The organism is Pedobacter sp. UYP24, from assembly GCF_054057295.1.
The window spans coordinates 448,741-467,927 of record NZ_JBSRZD010000001.1 but is presented as its reverse complement, the minus strand read 5'-3'; the positions used below and the strand labels follow the sequence as shown (position 1 = coordinate 467,927).

The window sequence follows — 19,187 nt, the reverse complement described above, 5'->3', positions numbered from 1 at the left end:
CGTACACTAAACCTATATGATAGAAGAAAACCTGCAACAGCTGCTGCTTAACTACTGCGAGCCCGAAAGCGACCTGTTAAAGAAAATAGACCGGGAAACTCAGCTTAAGGTATTAATGCCGAGGATGTTATCTGGGCATTATCAGGGCAGAGTGCTCAGCATGATCAGCAAAATAGTAAATCCCACAACGATACTGGAAATCGGCACTTTTACCGGCTACGCTACTTTATGCCTGGCAGAAGGGCTAAGTAATGATGGGGTAATTTACACGCTGGACATTAATGAGGAGCTGGAAGATATGGTGAGGGACAATTTTGCAGCTTCGGCCTACAACGAAAAGATTGAGTATCTTATTGGAGATGCCACAGCAAGCATTGCATCTTTGAACAAGATTTATGATTTGGTTTTTATTGATGCCGACAAAAAGAATAACGGCAACTATTACGATATGATTTTTGAAAGCGTAAGGCCAGGGGGTGTTATTATTGTCGACAATGTACTGTGGAGTGGAAAGGTATTGAGTAATGAACAGGACAAAGACACCAGGAATATCACCACATTTAACGACAAGATTGCTGCCGATAACCGTGTTGAAAAGTTGATCCTTCCTGTAAGGGACGGTCTTTTTATCATCAGAAAAAAAACAAATTAATGAACAGAAGCATACTTTACCTCCTCCTTTTTATCCTTATTTTATCCTCTTGTAAAAGCAGAAAATACAGTCGCAATAACAAGCAAATAGAAAAAGCGGCAACAAAGGCCAATCCAGATTATAAATCGCGCACTACCCTTTCCTATATTGAAGAATTTAAGGCCGTTGCCATGCAAGAAATGAATACTTACGGCATACCGGCAAGTATTACTCTGGCACAAGGCATTCTGGAATCTGGTAGTGGCAACAGCAGTTTGGCCAGGTTTGCCAACAACCACTTCGGCATTAAATGTACTTCTGAATGGAAGGGAAAAGGATACTTTAAAGATGACGATCAAGCTAATGATTGTTTCAGGGTGTATAAAGATGCGCGGGAATCATACAAAGACCATTCAGAATTTTTAAAGCGCAAGCGGTATAGCTTTTTATTTGAGCTGGACAAAAACGACTACAAGAACTGGGCGCTTGGGTTAAAGCAGGCTGGATATGCCACCAATCCTAAATATCCGGATATGCTGATCAATATTATTGAGAAGTACAAGCTGTATCAATATGACATGCCCGAATCTGAAACAGAGAAGCTGAAAAGAGAAGATAGGGTATTCATAGAGATTAATGCCAACATGCCAAAAGAATACAAAAAATTTACGCCGGTAGATGCGCCACCATCAAAACAGATACTTACCGTTCCTGATACCACAGTGGTAAACCCAGTTAAGATCATCACTACAATACCTGTTAAGACTGTCCCGGAGGCTGCTGCCACAGTTTTACCAGCAGATAAAACCTATTTTGTGAAACAGGGAGACACCCTTTATAACATCTCTAAAAGATTCAATATCAGTATCGATGACCTTAAAAGTATCAATAGTCTTTCTGCAGATGGCATTAAAATTGGTCAGAAGCTAATAATAGTTAAATAATGTTAAGGTAGGTTTACCTCATTTGGTTAACTTGTAGCTTTGTAATCCTATGAGATTTTTTATCCTCTTGCTGCTTTCTTCTTGTTTCACTGCCCGGCTCTGTGCACAAACCGGAACAGTGCAGGGTTTTGTGGTGGATAAAGATTCTAAGCTCAGGCTGGCAAAAGTTTATATTTATAATTCCCATAATGATGAAGGGATTTATAACACGACAAAAGGCGAGTTTAGAATAAAGGGTATTGCAGGCGATACTTTATTTGCTGTTTTGCAAGGATACGCTGTTGATACGGTAGTATTGAAAGGAACATCTTCCATTTATTTTCAGTTGAAATCATTGGGAATTAACTTGCAGGAAGTCGCTATCAACGGAAGAAAACTTACACCAAAGGAGATTTACGAAAAACGGCTTAAAGATTATAAATATAAACTGGACAGAGGGAGCGGCAAAGATTTGCTCAATTTGGGTCCAGGTGGGGTAGGCTTAGGAATTGATGCTATATATAACCTGTTGAGCAGGGAAGGTAAAAACGCCAGGCATCTGCAAAAAATATTAGAGCGGGATTACAAGGAATCTCTTATAGATTTTAGGTTTAATCCGAATTATGTAAAAACTATTCTGCAGCTAAATGATTCTGTTACAACAGACTTCATGGAACAATACCGGCCAACGTATGATTTCGTGCTTAGCGCTACTGATTATGCGTTTGTTGTGTTCTTAAGGAACAGCTATGCGAGTTACAAACGCAACCCGGCAGCCTTCAGATTAGCGCCACTCCAGAAGCTGGAAGTAAAAGAGTTTTAATAAAAAGGTGAATTAAACTTTTAATAAGTCACTTTTTTGTTTTTCTTTGTAATGATGAAGCATTTTAATATCTGCCTATTTTTATTACTTCTCGTGTCTTCGGCCCTGGTGGCCCAGGAAATCGACACCATTCCTATTAACACTAAAGGGCTGGAAATCAAGTTAAAACGTAGCCCGCTTCCTACCCGTATGTCAGCAATCCCATACAAGCCAACACCTATTGCTCCGCTTGTCCTTACTGAGAAAATAAATTATTGGAGAACCAGCACTCAGATTGGTATTGATGTAAACCAGGGGGCCTTTTCTAAAAACTGGAAAGCAGGGGGAGTAAACTCGCTTGCACTTGGAGGTCTTATTAACTATAGGGCCGCTTACAGCAAGGAAAGCTATAGTTATACCAGTGAACTTAGGTTGGAATACGGAAAGATTAAAAACAAAGATCAGCTTCAAAAAAAGACACGAGATAGGATATATTGGGATAATAAAGCCAACTTTCAGTTTTCTAAAAGCTGGTACTTTTATGGTTCTGTTACCTTAGAAACACAGTTTGACCGCGGATACGCTTATTTTAAAGACAAAGATAATGCTGAGCAGCAAAGCTTGATCTCAAAATTTATGGCGCCGGGATACCTCACAGAATCCATCGGTTTTGAGTACAGACCAGTTCCTTATTTTTCTACCAGAATTGGTACTGGAACTGCCAAACAAACCTTTTTATTAGACACAGCAGTAATTAATCCAAAATTTAATGGTGGTAATTTTGGCTTAAGGCGGCGTCAAGGCGCGAGGCCTCCTCAAACGTTTAGAAATGAGCTAGCTTTTCAGGTAACAAGCGAGCTGCGTGATAAACAGATTTTAAAAAATGTTTTCTTGTACGCAAGATATAACATGTTCATCCCTTATGACAGAAAGTTAGAACACATAGATCATCGTTTGGATATGACACTAAGGTCAAGAATCAACAAATTTATGGAAGTAAAGATCAACGCTGTTGCTTTGTTTGATAAGGATTCTGATCCAGAAGTTCAGGCCAGTCAAAATTTATCGCTTGGATTCGGATTTACCTTTCCAAGATAGTAAGGATCTGTTTTAACACGGCCATTCTTCTTTCGAACCACTTAAATCATCAATAAAACATGGCATGGTGCCAAGCTTTACGCGCAAAATTTAATAACTTTGCCGCATATACATTTAACACTAAGCATTAAAGAAGATGTTTGATAATTTACAGGACAAGCTAGACCGCGCATTTAAAGTTTTAAAAGGACAGGGCAGTATTACAGAGATCAACGTGGCAGAGACCATGAAAGAGATCCGTAAAGCGCTTTTGGATGCAGATGTAAATTATAAGACCGCTAAAGTTTTTACTGATGATGTTAAGGAAAAAGCTTTAGGAGCTAATGTATTAACTGCTGTATCTCCTGGTCAGCTGCTGACCAAGATCATGAATGATGAACTTACCGCCTTAATGGGTGGTGAGGTAACTGAGCTTGACCTGAAAAACAACCCTACAATTATATTGATTGCAGGACTAAACGGTGCGGGTAAAACAACCTTTACCGGTAAACTGGCGCTACACCTAAAAAATAAAGGAAAAAAGCCATTATTGGTTGCGGGAGACGTTTATCGCCCTGCGGCAGTTGATCAGTTGCAAATACTTGGTGAGCAGGTAGGTGTTCCGGTTTACGCGAATAAAGAATCTAAAGATCCTGTAGCTATTGCCCTAGAAGGTATAGCTGAAGGTAAAAAGAACAACAACAACGTAATCATCATTGATACTGCCGGTCGCCTTTCCATAGATGAAAGCTTAATGAATGAAATTTCTGAAGTAAAGGCTAAGACTAAGCCTCATGAAATTTTGTTTGTAGTAGATGCTATGACCGGTCAGGATGCGGTAAACACCGCCAAAGTGTTTAACGACAGGCTTGACTTTACCGGTGTAGTCCTTACCAAACTGGATGGTGATACCAGAGGTGGGGCAGCACTGTCTATCAAATCTGTAGTTAACAAACCCATTAAATTTATTGGTACCGGCGAAAAGATGGAGGCACTTGATGTGTTCTATCCGGAGCGTATGGCATCCCGTATATTAGGGATGGGTGATGTGGTTTCACTTGTTGAACGCGCGCAACTGCAGTTTGATGAGAAGGAAGCCGCCGAGTTACAGAAAAAGATCCGTAAGAATAAGTTTGATTTTAACGACTTCTATAACCAGATTCAGCAGATCAAGAAAATGGGTAACATGAAGGACTTGATGGGCATGATTCCCGGTGTTAGCAAAATGATGAAGAATGTTGATATTGAAGACGATGCATTTAAAAGCGTGGAGGCGGTTATCCAATCCATGACTAAATATGAGCGTGAAAACCCTGATAGCATACAACAAAGCAGGCGTCTTCGTATTGCAAAAGGATCTGGCACCAAGGTGGAAGAGGTGACCAAGCTTATTAAACAATTTGAGGACATGCGTAAGGTAATGAAGCAATTCTCAAATCCTGCTGCTGCAGCTAAGATGATGCGCAACATGCCTAAAATGCCGCAAGGAAAAATGTAAAAAAACTTAGTTTCTTTTTACCGCTTTATCAATAATTTTATTGTGTTTAGCTGGTATAATTTCACCAACTAAATATGCTTGTTAAAACTTACGGGAGCGCCGTTTTTGGCGTAAATGCCTTAACCATTACTATAGAAGTAAGTATTGGAAGTGGAAACCGATACCATATTGTAGGCCTACCTGATAATGCCATTAAAGAAAGCTTAAGGCGCATTGAAAGTGCCATACAATCGGCAGGCTTAAAGATGCCCCGCCAAAAGATAGTAATTAATCTTGCCCCTGCAGACATCAGAAAAGAAGGTTCTTCTTATGACCTGCCCATTGCCATCGCCATTCTTGCTGCATCCGGACAAATAGATACGGAAGAGATAGAAAAGTATTTTATTATGGGGGAGCTTTCTCTTGATGGTGGGCTACAACCCATCAAAGGCGCTTTGCCGATTGCTATACAAGCCAGAACCGCTGGTTTTAAGGGCTTTATACTGCCGAAAGACAACTCCAGAGAGGCGGCAATTGTAAGTGAACTTTTAGTTTACGGCATGGGCAATTTAAAAGACGTCATCTCTCTATTTACCAAAACAGAACTGCATGAACCTGTTGTTGTAAAAACAAGAGACGAGTTTTTTGAAAAGGTAAACGCTTATGACCACGACTTCTCTGATGTAAAGGGTCAGGAAAACATTAAACGTGCGCTGGAAATTGCCGCCGCAGGTGGACATAACCTCATATTAATCGGTCCACCGGGATCAGGAAAAACAATGCTCGCCAAGCGATTGCCCGGGATACTTCCGCCTTTAAGTCTGCAGGAAGCCCTTGAAACTACCAAGATACACTCTGTTGCCGGAAAACTCGGCGCAGCCGCTACACTGATGACTGAGCGCCCTTACCGCAGTCCCCATCATACCATATCTGATATGGCTTTAGTAGGTGGTGGAGCCAACCCTCAACCCGGCGAGATTTCCCTGGCCCATAATGGCGTTCTGTTTTTAGATGAATTACCCGAATTTAAAAGAAGTGTTTTGGAGGTAATGCGCCAACCGCTGGAAGACCGGCATGTTACCATATCACGTTCTCGGCTTAGTGTTGATTATCCCAGTAGCTTTATGCTCATCGCCTCCATGAATCCCTGTCCCTGCGGATTTTATAACCACCCTGAAAAGGAATGCACCTGTCCGCCGGGCGTTGTTCAAAAATACCTTGGCCGGATATCGGGGCCACTGCTAGACCGTATTGATCTACATGTTGAAGTTACCCCTGTGGCCTTTAATGAACTGACCTCTGTCGTGTCTGGTGAAAGAAGTGAAGTGATTAGGAACAGGGTGATTGAAGCGAGGAATATTCAGTACCAACGTTTCATTGCCGACCAAAACCTACATTATAACGCACAGATGAGCCCAAATATGGTGCGACAAATATGTCAGATTGACGCATCAGGACAAGCGCTTATTAAAAAAGCAATGGAAAAGCTGGGTTTATCTGCAAGGGCGTATGACAGGATATTAAAAGTATCCCGCACAATTGCAGATTTAGCTGGTAGTGAAGCCATTACATTGGAACATCTTGCAGAGGCCATCCACTATAGAAGCCTGGACAGAGATAGCTGGTCCGGCTAATCTTCTTCTTCAGGCTCCTCGTCTTCCTCTGCTTCAGGTACGTGGGCAAGTATTTCTCTGCCGATGCTGTTAACTTCTTCGTCTGTCTCAAAGATGGGCATTCCGGTCTCGGCATCTAGCTTGATCCATTGCAGGTCTGTATCTTTTTGTATGGATACATACTCTTTACCATCTTTAAAAATTACATAAGTATCATTTCCCTCTGGGAATACCGCATAATCGATAGCTCCTAGTTGAATGTCAAAAGGTTGTTGCATAATTTTAATTCTTTAATAATGTGCAGATTATGGCCTATAAATTTTAATTTGCATTGATAAACCGCTAAACCCGCAGAAATGAAAACAATCCTATTAGGGCTCTTCATGCTAACCATAGCTATTTCCTGCACAAACAAAGATAATAAAATGGAAACTTATAAATGGCCGGATGCAAAAGCTCCCCTGGCAGAAATTAAACCTACAAACCGTATACTGCATGGAGATACCGTAGTTGACAACTATTATTGGATGATAGACTATTTTAAAAAGGGACCAGACAGTACTAACGTGGTCAACTATCTTACGGCCGAAAACAACTATCTGGACACGATGTTGAGCGGATCCAAAACCTTGCAGGAAAACCTTTTTAAAGAACTTAAAGGAAGAATTAAAGAAAAAGACGAGTCTGTTCCGGTATTAAAAAACGGTTATTTCTACTATACAAAAACGGAAGACGGAAAGCAGTATTATAAGTATTGCCGCAAGAAAGGAAGTCTTGATGCAAAAGAAGAAGTGCTGCTGGATATTGATGAAATGGCAAATGGACACCCCTATTATGCTGCTGCAGGTTTTAGCATTAGTCCTGACAATAAATTGCTAGCCTACGGGGTAGACCAGGTATCCCGCCGTCAGTACACCATTCATATAAAAAATCTGGAAACTGGTGCAGTGTTAAAAGATGCGATTATAAATACGGAGGCCGATCCGGTATGGGCGTCAGACAGCAAGACGCTTTTCTACACCTCCAAAAACCCAGTAACGCTGCTAAGTGAACAGATTAAAAAGCATATTCTTGGAGCAGATGCAAAAAATGACAAGGTAGTTTACGAAGAAAAAGACCATTCCAATTATATAGGGGTAGGGAAATCTAAATCAGGCAAGTACATTTTCATCTACTCCTCAGCTACTATGTCTGATGAGCTGCGTATGATTGAGGCAGATCAACCTGAAAGCCCTTTTAAAGTATTCACACCAAGGATTAAAGACGTTAAATATGATGTTGTTCCTTTGGCAGACAAGTTCTTGATTGTAACCAATTGGGATGCACAAAACTTCCGTTTGATGGAAACACCATTGGATAAACCCAGTAGGGAAAACTGGAAAGAAGTAATTCCAAACCGTAAAGACGTACTGCTTTCGGGAGTGGATGAATATGAAGATTTTATTGTCCTGTCTGAACGTAAAAATGGACTTACTCAATTGCGGATTAAAAGCCTGACCAGTGCAGACGAGCATTACCTCCAGTTTGATGAGCCTGCTTATACTGCAATGAATACAGGAAACCCGGAATACAGTTCTAAGACATTGCGCTATAGCTACACCTCTATGATTACCCCAAATTCCGTGTACGATTATAACATGGAGACCAGAGAAAAAACTCTTAAAAAGCAAAAAGAGGTAGTTGGAGGATATACAAAAGAAGATTATGTTACGGAGCGACTTTATGCTACCGCAAAAGATGGAACAAAAATCCCGATCTCGCTGGTTTATAAGAAAGGGCTTAACAAGGATGGTAAAGCACCGCTTTTGTTGTATGGCTATGGCTCTTACGGGGCATCAATGGATGCCGGCTTCTCCAGCAATAACTTAAGTTTATTAAACAGGGGCTTTGTCTTTGCAATGGCTCACATACGCGGCGGTCAGGAAATGGGACGATATTGGTATGAGGACGGGAAGTTGATGAAAAAGATGAATACATTTACGGATTTTATCTCCTGTGGAGAATTCCTAATTGAGCAGAAATTTACAGGAAAGGGGCACCTGTATGCACAGGGTGGCAGTGCCGGGGGCTTGTTGATGGGCGCAGTAATTAATCTGGCTCCAGATCTATGGCATGGCGTATTAGCTCAGGTACCTTTTGTAGACGTGGTTAATACCATGCTGGATGAAAGCATCCCGCTTACAACAAATGAGTTTGATGAATGGGGAAACCCTAAAAATAAAGAGGCGTACTTCTACATGAAAAGCTATTCACCATATGAGAACATTGAGAAAAAAGCATATCCAAACCTCTTGGTAACAACAGGCCTGCACGACAGCCAGGTGCAGTATTTTGAGCCTGCTAAATGGGTAGCAAAGTTAAGGTCCACAAAGACGGATAAAAATATCCTTCTGTTAAAAACAGATATGGATTTTGGACATGGAGGTGCTTCCGGCAGATTTGATTACCTAAAAGACGTTGCACTTAACTACAGCTTTCTTTTAGCGCTGGAAGGGATATCGAAATAATTAAAAATCAAACCTGATCTTTAAACCTGTGCCCATCAAGCGCAGGTTTTCTTTTGACAAATCTTTCATAGGAACTTTGATGAAAGGCTCTATTCCTATAAATTTATCTTTAGAAACCTTTTGTTGATAGCCAAAAGAAAAGTTATAGAATCCAATCAAATTCCTTTTGCTGACTTCAGCCGGATCAGCACTTTCTGTTATCTTTTCTGTAAGCAAATAAGATTGTTGTCTAACATCTCCTGATGGAGAAACAGTTGTACTTTGCTGTACCCTGCTTTGTTGATACGTATTGCTTTGCTTCTGATTAATTACGGCAAAGGCAGAAATACCTACATTTGCATAAAACCGTTTACTTAGTTTATACTTAAAATCAAGCGGTATGTCTATTCCGGTAACCTGCGTGCTTACCGCCTCCAAACTTTTACTATCGCTAACAAATGCAGAACTGGATGGAGAGTCATAGTGCTGCCCACCAGTGCCAATCTCTTTTGAAGCGTCCATTTCGTTGTAAGAAAGCCCAGAACTTACAGACACTCTTTTAGAAATGTGATAGGCCATACTCATTCCATAACCCATATTGAGTTTTTTAGAATTACCGATAGATGGAGCTAATACCACTCCAAGATCCCATTTGTTTATGGCGGCAGGCTTTGTCTTAGCCTGATTATTTGATGCATTTTCTTTTGCTAAGAACTCGTCAAGCATAATCCCTTTTACCTTCTTTTCTGTTTGGACAACTGCAGGTGTTTTTTCGATAATAACGAGTGGATCTTTCTGTATCTCCGGAACTTTGGTAACTGCAATCTGATTGTTTACCATACTACTACCCGTGTTGATCAATGGTTTAACCGGTTCGTTCTCTTGAATGCTGTTCTTGTTAGCCCTTGAATTCTTGCTATAAGTATTCTTAGCCGTTTGACTATTATTATCCCCAACAAAATGATCTAATACCTTTAGGCTTTTTTTACCCTCAGGCCTATTCTTGCTGTCAGGCATTGCCTTTTCAATTTTTGTTGCTGAGTTGGCAGATTGTATGGCATCAACCGGTATTTTGTCCTCCTTCTGTACGTAGAGAAACACGCCAATGCTCAGTAAAAGCAATGCCGCAATACCGCTTAATCCACTCATCCAGAAAACAAGTCCCCTTTTATTTCCTTCTTTCTTTTGGAAATTTTCCCATGCGCCAGGTACATACTCCTCCTCATAACCGGAAAGTCCTTCCTTTATTTGAGCAATTAGGCCTTGCTCGTCTGATGGTTTCAAACGCTTAGTTGACATACGATTGCTTTAAAGTTTTTGAATACAGTTCTCTCAATTTATTTTTTGCCCGGGTTAGATAGACCCTGCTAGAGCTACCGGAAATGTTAAGCATTTTTGAGATTTCATCATGTGAATAGCCCTCCATCTCATAAAGGTTAAATATTACTTTCTGCGTTTCAGGCAAAGCATTAAGCAGGCTCAGGATATCCTGCACATGCAATTTAGAGATGACGTTTACTTCGGTAATGGGCTGCTGAAGCTCTGTTATATCGTCTACATAGATGATTGTCTTTTTTGTCCTTAAAAAATCAATCGCGGTACGCGAAGAGATTTTCGCCGTCCAGCCTTTAAACGCTTTTTGCAACTCATCATTATTTTCAGGAAAAGTAAACGATGCCATGTGTTTAAAAACCTTCACAAAGCAATCGTTTACTACCTCCTCTGCATCATTTCTATCATTAACATACCGCAAAACTACTCCCATAAGATAGCCGTAAAACGATTTATAGATCGCTTCTTTAGCCTTATTCTTATGTTGTAAACAACCCTTTAGCAGGTCTTCAAGTTGGAGCATCCGCGTTTTAAAATATCAATTATCTGTGCTGAAAAACAGCCAAACCAATTTTAGTGTCATCTGTAGCGGCTTTTAGACCCTTTACCCAAATGGTATAAATTTTACCACTTTCAATCTTAACATCAGCAAGCGTTGCTTCAGTAGCGCCTGTTTCCTTATTTTTTAAGTTAAACGTCAGCTTTTCTGCTGCATCAATGGTTTCAAAGGTACTATACTCTTTAAATGATTTATTAGTAAACAAATCTGTCTCTTTACCTGCAATGGCTAAATTAAGGGCAGGAGCATCCGGACTAAGATTAACAAATCTTACCCTTGCTTTTCCTACAGCAGGTAGCGTTAAATCATCCTTTAACAACAGTAAACTAACATTTTCAAGTTGTCCGGCAACAAACAACGAGTAGCCTACCGTAGCATCAAGCGTAAAGCTTTCCGCTTTTATCACTGTTTGTTCACCCTTTTTACGGATGCTAAGTTGCCTTGTACCCGGAAAAAGATTAAGGTAATCGATCTTGGTCGTGTAAGAAAGGTCTACCGGCAAACTGGCTTTAGCATTATCGACATATAAATCGAACTTTGTTGTATTTGGCGAGGCATTTATAATGCTTAACCCGGCAACAGGCTGAGGGGTAAAATTGTCATCCTTCATACAAGATCCCAATGTAGCTGTAAGCGCAAGCGCTGTAATAAGTGTTTTAATTTTCATCTGATAAATAGTGTTAATATTACAATAGGGTAATGGCCATTAACTCCTTTCCTTTAGAAACGACACTGGTAAAGCAAACGCTACACTTGTTTGGGGATTTATTAAAATTTGCAGCAGAAATTATGGCTACAGTGTTAAATCAGATGATTTTAATACGGCATTATATATCAACGGGGGTTCCCTATAAAGGCGACCCCCGTCGATATGTATTCGAGATTATTTGACCCAGACTTATTTATAGGTAGCTGCTAGCTTAAGTGCTTCATAAGCATTTACTATACCTCCTGAAACACAAAGATCTGATAGGGAAACTTCCTCTTTGGTTCCAGGCTTCTTAACATTTGCGGCAGGTTTTACACAAGATTTTACAATAATATCCTTTACCTGAGCAGGTTTTAACTTAGGGTAATATTCCAAAATCAGTGCCGCCAGACCAGCAACAACTGGTGCTGCCATACTGGTACCACTTGCATTGCCGTAGGTGTTGCCACCTGGGATGGTAGAGTAAATTTTTACTCCGGGCGCAAATACATCAACATTAGTTTTACCGTAGTTAGAAAAAGATGCGGTTAAGCCTCCTAAGCCTGGATCTGCACTTGCCCCAACAGTGATCATATTCTTGGCCCGTTTACTATTCTTTAAGTAAACCTGGTTAGGAAAATTATCTTCCACATCGATATTCTTATGGTCGTTACCCGCAGCGTGAACCAATAAAACACCTTTCTTTTCCGCATAGCGGACTGCCTCATCTACCCATTTCTTTTCAGGAGAAAAGCCCTTACCAAAGCTCATGCTGATTACTTTTGCACCATTGTCTACCGCATACCTGATGGCTAAAGCTATATCTTTATCATGCTCATCTCCATTGGGCACTGTACGCACCATCATTATTCTTACATTATCAGCCACCCCATCTACACCAATACCATTGTCTCTTTTTGCGCCAATTATACCAGAACAATGCGTTCCATGGAAAGAGAAATCAGCCATCACATCTGGATTCCCGTAATATTTATCAGAAAAATCTGCATAGTTATCCTTTACAATCACACCTCGAACATCTATTGGCGGAATATCTAAAGATATCTTACTGGTCTTCGCTTTTAGTGCCATTACGGTTTGTAATTTTGTCCAAAGCGCGGTGTCTTTTGGTGCAATTACAGCCTGACTTTTCAATTTAAAATACAGCCTTACCGACTCTTCAGAATCGCTGCTAACATTCCGTCCGTCTTTGCCACCCAGAAAGTTCCAGCCATACACGTCATCTACGTAACCATTTTTATCGTCATCTTTTCCGTTGCCAGCAATTTCCTTTACATTTCTCCACAAAACCGACTTAAGGTCTTCATGCAAAGTATCTACTCCAGAATCAATAACAGCAACCGTTATTGTCTTGCTGGTTTTTCCACTCAGTAATTCGCTATATGCTTTGTTCAAGCTAATCCCGTTAAATCCGTCTTTATTTTGATCCAACAGGTGCCATCCGTTTGGAACCTGGGGGGGTTTTGCTTTATCCTGAGAAAAAGCTACCAGCTGCAACGCTACAAGAACAGTAGCTAAAAAAATAGGTTTGATATTCAAATTCATGCACAATGTTAATTATATACTGCAGGTAACGCAAATTCATCACATTTTTTAACAATTAGACAACAAGTGTGCATAGGAAAGATACAAAATCAATACGTCAAGGAACTTTTAAAGCAACTATCACAGCTACTTTAGATCGCTAATCCCAGTCCTAATTGAATAATTGGAGGTATATACTGAGGTTATATGATGATACAAATTTACCTCATTCCCTTGTTCTAGAAAATGTCATATGACATCACTTGGTACATCTTTTGAACGATTTTAGTACCTCAGATGACCGATAAAAGGTACTAACAATTAGTTATCAGACTCTTGGATGGGCAACACTAGATTTGCTTTATAGGGTAGTAGTTGAGCACTTTACCCATATACTTCTTTAGCTTTTTGAATTGCTTTTGCGAGATCAATCCCTTTACCTAGAACACCTTTAAACAAATCTCCAGTTTCTTTTATACGGTCTAGTGCATTATGGATATTAAAATCCTGAATCGTTAAGCCTGGCTTTACCTCCACCCAATCAAGTGGCATGGAAACGGTTGCACCTGGTTTCGGTCTTAATGAATAGGGGCCAGCAATAGTAGCACCCGGACGATTCTGTAAAAAATCAAGGTACATTTTACCTTTACGTGCCGCAATACTGCGCTCTAAACTAGTGTAGTCACTTATCTCGCGGTGAACCAGCTTAACAATAATATTGGCAAATAATTGCGACTGTTTGTAGGTGTATTTCCCCCCAAGGGGAATATAGATGTGCATTCCAGTGGAGCCGGAGGTTTTTGGATAGGAAGGCACTCCAATCGTATCCAGAATATCTTTAGTGATCAAGGCGGCTTCAACAACCTGGTCGTAAGTATGCTTATCCGGGTCAATATCGATCACACAATAATCTGGATTATCGGGAGTTTTTACCCGACTAAACCATGGATTAATTTCAATACAGCCAAGAGAATTCATCCACAGCAAGCTGGCCTCATCAATAGCAACCAAATACTTGGTAACCTTTCCCTCGTCAGTTACATGATCAAAAGTTTCCGCCCAATCCGGAGCTTTATCTGTAACATTTTTTTGGTAAAAACTCTGACCGTGAATACCACCCGGAAACCGATTCAATGACATAGGTCGGTCCTTTAAATAGGGCATCATATATTCACCTACTTTATAATAATAGTTCAGCATCTCACCCTTGGTAATTTTATCTTCAGGCCAGTATAACTTGGTTACGTGATTAAATTTGAGGAGGTGCCCGCAAACCGTTTTAGTCTGTGTATCTTCTGTAGGGTTTAGGAGTGTTTTCCGCCCTGTATCTTTTACAGGGTTTAATCCGACATCGGCTTTTTTGGATACCCCCTCAGACTTGGTTTTCTTACCTTCTTTCTTTGGAGATTCAACTCCACCTACCTCCTGCTCAATGGTTTCTTCCGTATCAGCAGGCGTTTCCAAAACTACATCTTCCGCTTTTTTGTCTTCCCGCATTCCTTTAAAGGAAGCTTGCCTAAATACGCCATCAGTGGTTATCTCTGCAAAAGCAACTTCACACACAAGTTCAGGCTTTAACCAGGTTGGTTGAGCACCCATTCGCTTAGGCCGAAACCGGGTAGGCTTGTCAATATCCACTTCATAATTAAAAGGACTTTCTTTAGTAATGAGCGGCTTAAATTGCATCATCAATTCCTTTTGCAGTTTATCTGAGAACCCAGTGCCAACTTTACCGGCAAATTGCAATTCCTTGCCTTTATAAAAACCCAAAACCAATGCGCTAAAGGATTTTGCACTGCCTTCATTCTTCGTAAAACCAGCAATGACTACCTCCTGCCTGCGCTGAACTTTTACTTTCAGCCATTCTCTGCTCCTCAAATCTGAAGTGTATGTACTGTCGGCCTTCTTTGCAATGATTCCTTCTAAACCGATCCTTTCCGCAGCAGCAAAGAAATCAATCCCACTGGCATCAAAAACTTTACTCTGTCTGAGCACATCATTATCCTCCGGTAAAACTGATTTCAGAATGATTTGTCGTTCAAAAAGTGGTAGATCCATCAGGTTTCTCCCCTTGTACCACAGGATATCAAAAATATAAAATACCAGGTTACCATCTGCCTCACTCCTCCAGTTCTGCATGGCTCCAAAGTCCGCTATTCCTTTTTCATTTAACACCACCAATTCCCCGTCCAGAACGGCATTAATATTCAATTTCTCTATCGCGTTATTAATCGGGTAATATTTCTCAAAGGGTAAATTATTTCGCGATATTAACCGTGCCTGCTCTTTTTTGTCTGCAAATGCCAATGCGCGATAACCATCCCATTTCACTTCAAACAGCCAACCCGGCTCGTCAAATGGCTGATCTACCAAAGTAGCCTTCATCGGCTTTACCGCAGTCGGGATTTTAGATTTGGAGGCCTTTTTTAATATGGTCTTAACATCAGTTTCTTTTTGGCTAACGTCCTCGATATCTATTGCTATCTCTTCTTCTATATTTACCTTTTCGCCGTCTTTTTCCATTGCAGCAATAGTTTTTCCTGAAATAACCGATTTATCCTTTTTAGTGATGTCGGCAATTGCCGCAAAATCATCTTTATGTTTAATCAAGAGCCAACCGTTTTCTCCCATACCATGGGTTTTTACAAGCGCAAACTCTCCCTTAAGTTTTTCTCCATGTAAAATGATTTTAACTGACCCAAGCTTCAGCTGTTCCAACAAATGTTTTTCCTGAGCCTTTTTCCCCTTAATTTTTTCTATGGGTTCATAAGTACCCTGATCCCAAACAATGACTGTTCCACCGCCATACTCTCCTTTAGGTATCAATCCTTCAAAATCTTTATAATTGTAAGGATGGTCTTCCACCATCATTGCCAGCCGCTTTGTTTTAGGGTCAGTAGAAGGCCCTTTAGGCACCGCCCAGCTTTTCAATACCCCCTCCATCTCCAACCTAAAATCATAATGCAAGCGCGAAGCGTCGTGCTTTTGAATAACAAATTGAAGCTTGGTCTTATCAGTAGATTTTCCTGCCTTCGGCTCCTTCGTCTTCTTGAAATCACGTTTTTGGTTGTATTTAGTCAGCCCCATAGCATTGAATTTTGTTAAAAAACTAACAATTAACCAGTAACAAAGTTTTTTGCTTTGCCTATCCGATAAAATAGAAAACTACTTGCTGCAAATGTTGTTAGTTAATTTAAGAAGTAACAGCCATGGAAAACTATCCGATTACTATAAATGCAGACCAACAAACGCATTACTTTGAAGTGGGTGAATACTTACATGTGGACGGTGAAAGCTGTAAAGTGAAAATATTTCAGGAAGGTAAATTGGTTGCCAGCTTTGAGCCGGATAACCACAATTATCTTCACATCTGCCAGAACCCAGGTAAACTTGATGCGTATTTATTGCATCTGTTGGCAGATCAAATTGAAGCTCATCATCCTCAAGGAATTAATAAAGACTTAGAATTATAGTTATGAGATCAATTTGGAAAGGAACCATAGGTTTTGGTTTAGTTAGCATACCAATGAAATTGTATTCAGCAGTACAAACCTCATCACTTGACTTGGATATGCTTGATGGTAGGGACCATGCGCACATTAAGTTTCAGCGAATCAATGAAAATACAAGAAAAGAAGTCCCTTATGACAAGATAGTTAAAGGCTACAAATACAAGGAGGACAGTTATGTAATTGTTGAGGAAAGTGATTTTGACGCTGCCGCACCAGAAAAAACGAAGACGATTGAAATCGAAAGCTTTGTAGACATTGCCTCAGTAAATCCTATGTTTTATGAAACCTCTTATTACGCCGAACCAGAAGCTAAAAGTAACAAGGCTTATGCGCTTTTACTTCAAGTCCTAAAAAAATCAAAGAAGGCAGGCCTTGCACGCTTCGTGCTGCGAAACACAGAAAGCTTATGTATTGTGCATCCGGTCGGAAAAGCATTGGTTGTTACGCGGATCCGTTTCCAGCAACAAATAAGGGAGCAGGACGAGCTAAATATTACAGACAAAATAGTTATCAGCAAAAAAGAAATGGACATGGGTTTAGCGCTGGTGAACCAATATGCGGAGAACTTTGATGTATCAAAATACAAAGATGAATACCAGGAAAAGTTATTAAAATTGATTGAGGCGAAAGCTAAGGGTAAGCGGCCTACCATCAAAAAACTTAAACCCCGTAAGGAAACAGAGGATGATTTGTACTCGCAACTCATGGGAAGCCTGGGTGCCACTAAGAAAAAGGCATAGGGCATAGGAACAAGGAGTTCCAAACTGCTTTGAAACTCCTTCTGTACTTCTTCGGTACAAAGAAAATAATTCTACACTAAATATATAACGTGTTGTGCGATCACAATTTGAGCGCATTGTTATAATTAAACTACAACCTCCCCCAAATAGGCCGTTGTACTTACAGCAGTTCCGGTTTGGTCTACATACTGCATCCAGCAATGCACCGTATTCCCGGCAAAGCTATTGGGAAGTTTAAGATTCACCTCACCCACTTCCCTATTGGTAAAATCTTTAAAGGTTACAAACTTAGCCTTTTCAGGATTGTAGATAATAAACGTTGCCTTATCATCCGGTTTGTTAAACGCAGAAGGCAAAGCATTTTCCCATTTAATGTGCACTATCGCATCCACAAGCGCAATCAGTTCTTTAATGATAGAGATCAATAGTTCTCCCCTGCTAAATACCGCATTGGCAAAATCTATCTGTGGGCCAGTGGCGCTACCCATTATTGCCTCCCTAAGGTGATAAGAAACAGCGCCGTTCATCGGTGTCTTGCTACCGGTAAAAGATTGAAACCCGATCTTAATAATTTCCCTTAAGGGCTTAAGCCAGGCTATTACCATTGCAAACACCGCGCGACTATCTATTTGCCGCTCAGACGGCGCTGCTGTTATCACTTCAGGCACACTTCTCATGTAAGGAGTACCTCTTCTTTCAGCACCCACAACAGAACCTACTTTGCCCGAAAAATTTCCATTTATTCCACTTTTATATCTTGCCATTTTTGTTAAAAATTTAATACTAATACGTCAATGAACTTTCAAAGCAGCTATCCCAGCTACTTCTAGATTGCTAATCCCAATCTTTAAATAATCAAATTATTGCTGCTGCTTTAATTTAACCAGTCGGCCAATGCCTTAATGGTCCTTTTATGCCTCAGTCTTCTAAACACACCATTACCTTCCCTGCCACCTTCACTATTGGTATTTCCTTCCAATGTGGTATACATTTCTCCTCTTACACTTTCAACAAGCCCGCAATGGCCAATCCGCTTTAAATGATCAAAGTAGATTCCAAATACCATTGCGGGCGAAGCATCTTTGACCAGCCTTTCTGCGGGGAACAAGCCCGGGCTCCATGCCGTCTTGGGCTGTTTAAAACCAGCCTGATAAAACACCCAGCTTACCCATGCTGCACACCAGGGATTTCCTTTTTTAAACCCCACATAGGCCAGGTACTTTTCTACTTCTGGTCCATCATTGTTACCAGTAAACTCCCTAACCCCCAGCTGAGCTCGTGCAATATCCAAAACACTTATACTCAAATTCCTTCCATCCATGTTCGAAATCACCCGTTTCATATTCAAATACTGAAATTTCGTGTTCCAAACCGTTCTTTTATTTTGTTCAGCTAAGTGTGCTACAACACTGCTGCCAGCGCTCCTATTGCTGCCAAAAGCAATAATGAAAAGGAGGCATAGTAAAATCCTAATTGCTGCCATAATTCAAGTTCTTTAAAGTGTAAAACCATAATATTAATTGAGGGTAATCCCAATGCTTTCCAGCACCATTTCAACAACCACCATGCTGTGCCAACCGTTAACATAAAACTGATCATGCTTAGCAATACCAGCATCCATATACTCTGGTCAATCACACCAATTGTGCTGTCAAAAACGGCTAGCAACTTTGGCGCAGTATACCATACCAGGAAAATGATCACCCCCAATAAATAACTCTCCAATTTTTTCATTCCTGCCTTTGTTTCCGGCAGTTTTAAGCTTATTAATCTCATAAAATTCCAATTTAAAATTCAACGTT

At 40.4% G+C, this 19,187-nt stretch carries 18 protein-coding genes; 9 read left to right on the top strand and 9 right to left on the bottom strand.

Translation table 11 applies throughout. The features are described 5' to 3' along the window. Positions 1-16: 16 nt before the first annotated feature. The 6 genes from ACVWYN_RS02180 (at position 17) to ACVWYN_RS02155 (ending at position 6,544) form a co-directional block, all read left to right on the top strand. On the top strand, positions 17-652 hold the full coding sequence (locus tag ACVWYN_RS02180; RefSeq protein WP_457287178.1) for an O-methyltransferase: 636 nt from the start codon (positions 17-19) through the stop codon (positions 650-652). Continuing rightward, positions 652-1,575 (top strand): glucosaminidase domain-containing protein, encoded by a 924-nt coding sequence (locus ACVWYN_RS02175; RefSeq protein WP_457287177.1) that lies wholly within the window; start codon positions 652-654, stop codon positions 1,573-1,575. The genes ACVWYN_RS02180 and ACVWYN_RS02175 overlap by 1 nt, the downstream gene beginning before the upstream one ends. A gap of 49 nt (positions 1,576-1,624) precedes the next feature. Beyond that, complete coding sequence (locus ACVWYN_RS02170) at positions 1,625-2,377, top strand: hypothetical protein (RefSeq protein WP_457287176.1); 753 nt, start codon at positions 1,625-1,627, stop codon at positions 2,375-2,377. Between the two features lie 51 nt (positions 2,378-2,428). Continuing rightward, a complete protein-coding gene (locus ACVWYN_RS02165) occupies positions 2,429-3,454 on the top strand; it encodes a DUF3078 domain-containing protein (RefSeq protein ID WP_457287175.1) in 1,026 nt (341 codons plus the stop codon). Between the two features lie 136 nt (positions 3,455-3,590). Further along, positions 3,591-4,931 (top strand): signal recognition particle protein, encoded by a 1,341-nt coding sequence (ffh, locus tag ACVWYN_RS02160; protein WP_457287174.1) that lies wholly within the window; start codon positions 3,591-3,593, stop codon positions 4,929-4,931. A 74-nt stretch (positions 4,932-5,005) separates the two neighbouring features. After that, complete coding sequence (locus ACVWYN_RS02155) at positions 5,006-6,544, top strand: YifB family Mg chelatase-like AAA ATPase (RefSeq protein ID WP_457287173.1); 1,539 nt, start codon at positions 5,006-5,008, stop codon at positions 6,542-6,544. Here ACVWYN_RS02155 and ACVWYN_RS02150 read toward each other — a convergent pair. After that, positions 6,541-6,801 (bottom strand): hypothetical protein, encoded by a 261-nt coding sequence (locus ACVWYN_RS02150; protein WP_457287172.1) that lies wholly within the window; start codon positions 6,799-6,801, stop codon positions 6,541-6,543. The genes ACVWYN_RS02155 and ACVWYN_RS02150 overlap by 4 nt on opposite strands. Positions 6,802-6,879: 78 nt before the next feature. Between ACVWYN_RS02150 and ACVWYN_RS02145 the strand changes: the two genes are divergently transcribed. Further along, positions 6,880-9,030, top strand: a complete 2,151-nt coding sequence (locus tag ACVWYN_RS02145) for a S9 family peptidase (protein WP_457287171.1) — start codon at positions 6,880-6,882, stop codon at positions 9,028-9,030. Here the strand turns inward: ACVWYN_RS02145 and ACVWYN_RS02140 are convergent, their stop codons facing one another. The 5 genes from ACVWYN_RS02140 to ligD form a co-directional block, all read right to left on the bottom strand. Beyond that, complete coding sequence (locus tag ACVWYN_RS02140) at positions 9,031-10,308, bottom strand: hypothetical protein (protein ID WP_457287170.1); 1,278 nt, start codon at positions 10,306-10,308, stop codon at positions 9,031-9,033. After that, entirely contained in the window at positions 10,298-10,864 is a 567-nt protein-coding gene (locus tag ACVWYN_RS02135) for an RNA polymerase sigma factor (protein WP_457287169.1), read from the bottom strand. Before ACVWYN_RS02135 ends, ACVWYN_RS02140 begins: the two co-directional genes overlap by 11 nt. A gap of 19 nt (positions 10,865-10,883) precedes the next feature. Further along, on the bottom strand, positions 10,884-11,567 hold the full coding sequence (locus ACVWYN_RS02130; protein ID WP_457287168.1) for a DUF4397 domain-containing protein: 684 nt from the start codon (positions 11,565-11,567) through the stop codon (positions 10,884-10,886). A 231-nt stretch (positions 11,568-11,798) separates the two neighbouring features. Further along, on the bottom strand, positions 11,799-13,154 hold the full coding sequence (locus ACVWYN_RS02125) for a S8 family peptidase (protein ID WP_457287167.1): 1,356 nt from the start codon (positions 13,152-13,154) through the stop codon (positions 11,799-11,801). Positions 13,155-13,517: 363 nt separating this feature from the next. Continuing rightward, the gene (gene ligD, locus ACVWYN_RS02120) at positions 13,518-16,220 is read right to left on the bottom strand and encodes a DNA ligase D (protein ID WP_457287166.1); all 2,703 of its coding nucleotides are present in this window, start codon (positions 16,218-16,220) and stop codon (positions 13,518-13,520) included. A 122-nt stretch (positions 16,221-16,342) separates the two neighbouring features. Here ligD and ACVWYN_RS02115 point away from each other — a divergent pair, with 122 nt between their 5' ends. Further along, positions 16,343-16,606 carry a hypothetical protein gene (locus ACVWYN_RS02115; protein WP_457287165.1) on the top strand — a complete coding sequence of 88 codons (264 nt, stop codon included), beginning with the start codon at positions 16,343-16,345 and terminating at the stop codon, positions 16,604-16,606. Positions 16,607-16,608: 2 nt separating this feature from the next. Continuing rightward, on the top strand, positions 16,609-17,385 hold the full coding sequence (gene ku, locus ACVWYN_RS02110) for a non-homologous end joining protein Ku (protein ID WP_457287164.1): 777 nt from the start codon (positions 16,609-16,611) through the stop codon (positions 17,383-17,385). A 125-nt stretch (positions 17,386-17,510) separates the two neighbouring features. Here the strand turns inward: ku and ACVWYN_RS02105 are convergent, their stop codons facing one another. From ACVWYN_RS02105 to ACVWYN_RS02095, 3 genes are all read right to left on the bottom strand, one after another. After that, on the bottom strand, positions 17,511-18,149 hold the full coding sequence (locus tag ACVWYN_RS02105) for a DUF6266 family protein (RefSeq protein ID WP_457287163.1): 639 nt from the start codon (positions 18,147-18,149) through the stop codon (positions 17,511-17,513). Between the two features lie 110 nt (positions 18,150-18,259). Then, positions 18,260-18,727 (bottom strand): CHAP domain-containing protein, encoded by a 468-nt coding sequence (locus ACVWYN_RS02100; protein WP_457287162.1) that lies wholly within the window; start codon positions 18,725-18,727, stop codon positions 18,260-18,262. Positions 18,728-18,786: 59 nt separating this feature from the next. After that, positions 18,787-19,161, bottom strand: coding sequence for a hypothetical protein (locus ACVWYN_RS02095; protein WP_457287161.1), 375 nt, complete (start codon positions 19,159-19,161; stop codon positions 18,787-18,789). Between the last annotated feature and the right edge of the window lie 26 nt (positions 19,162-19,187).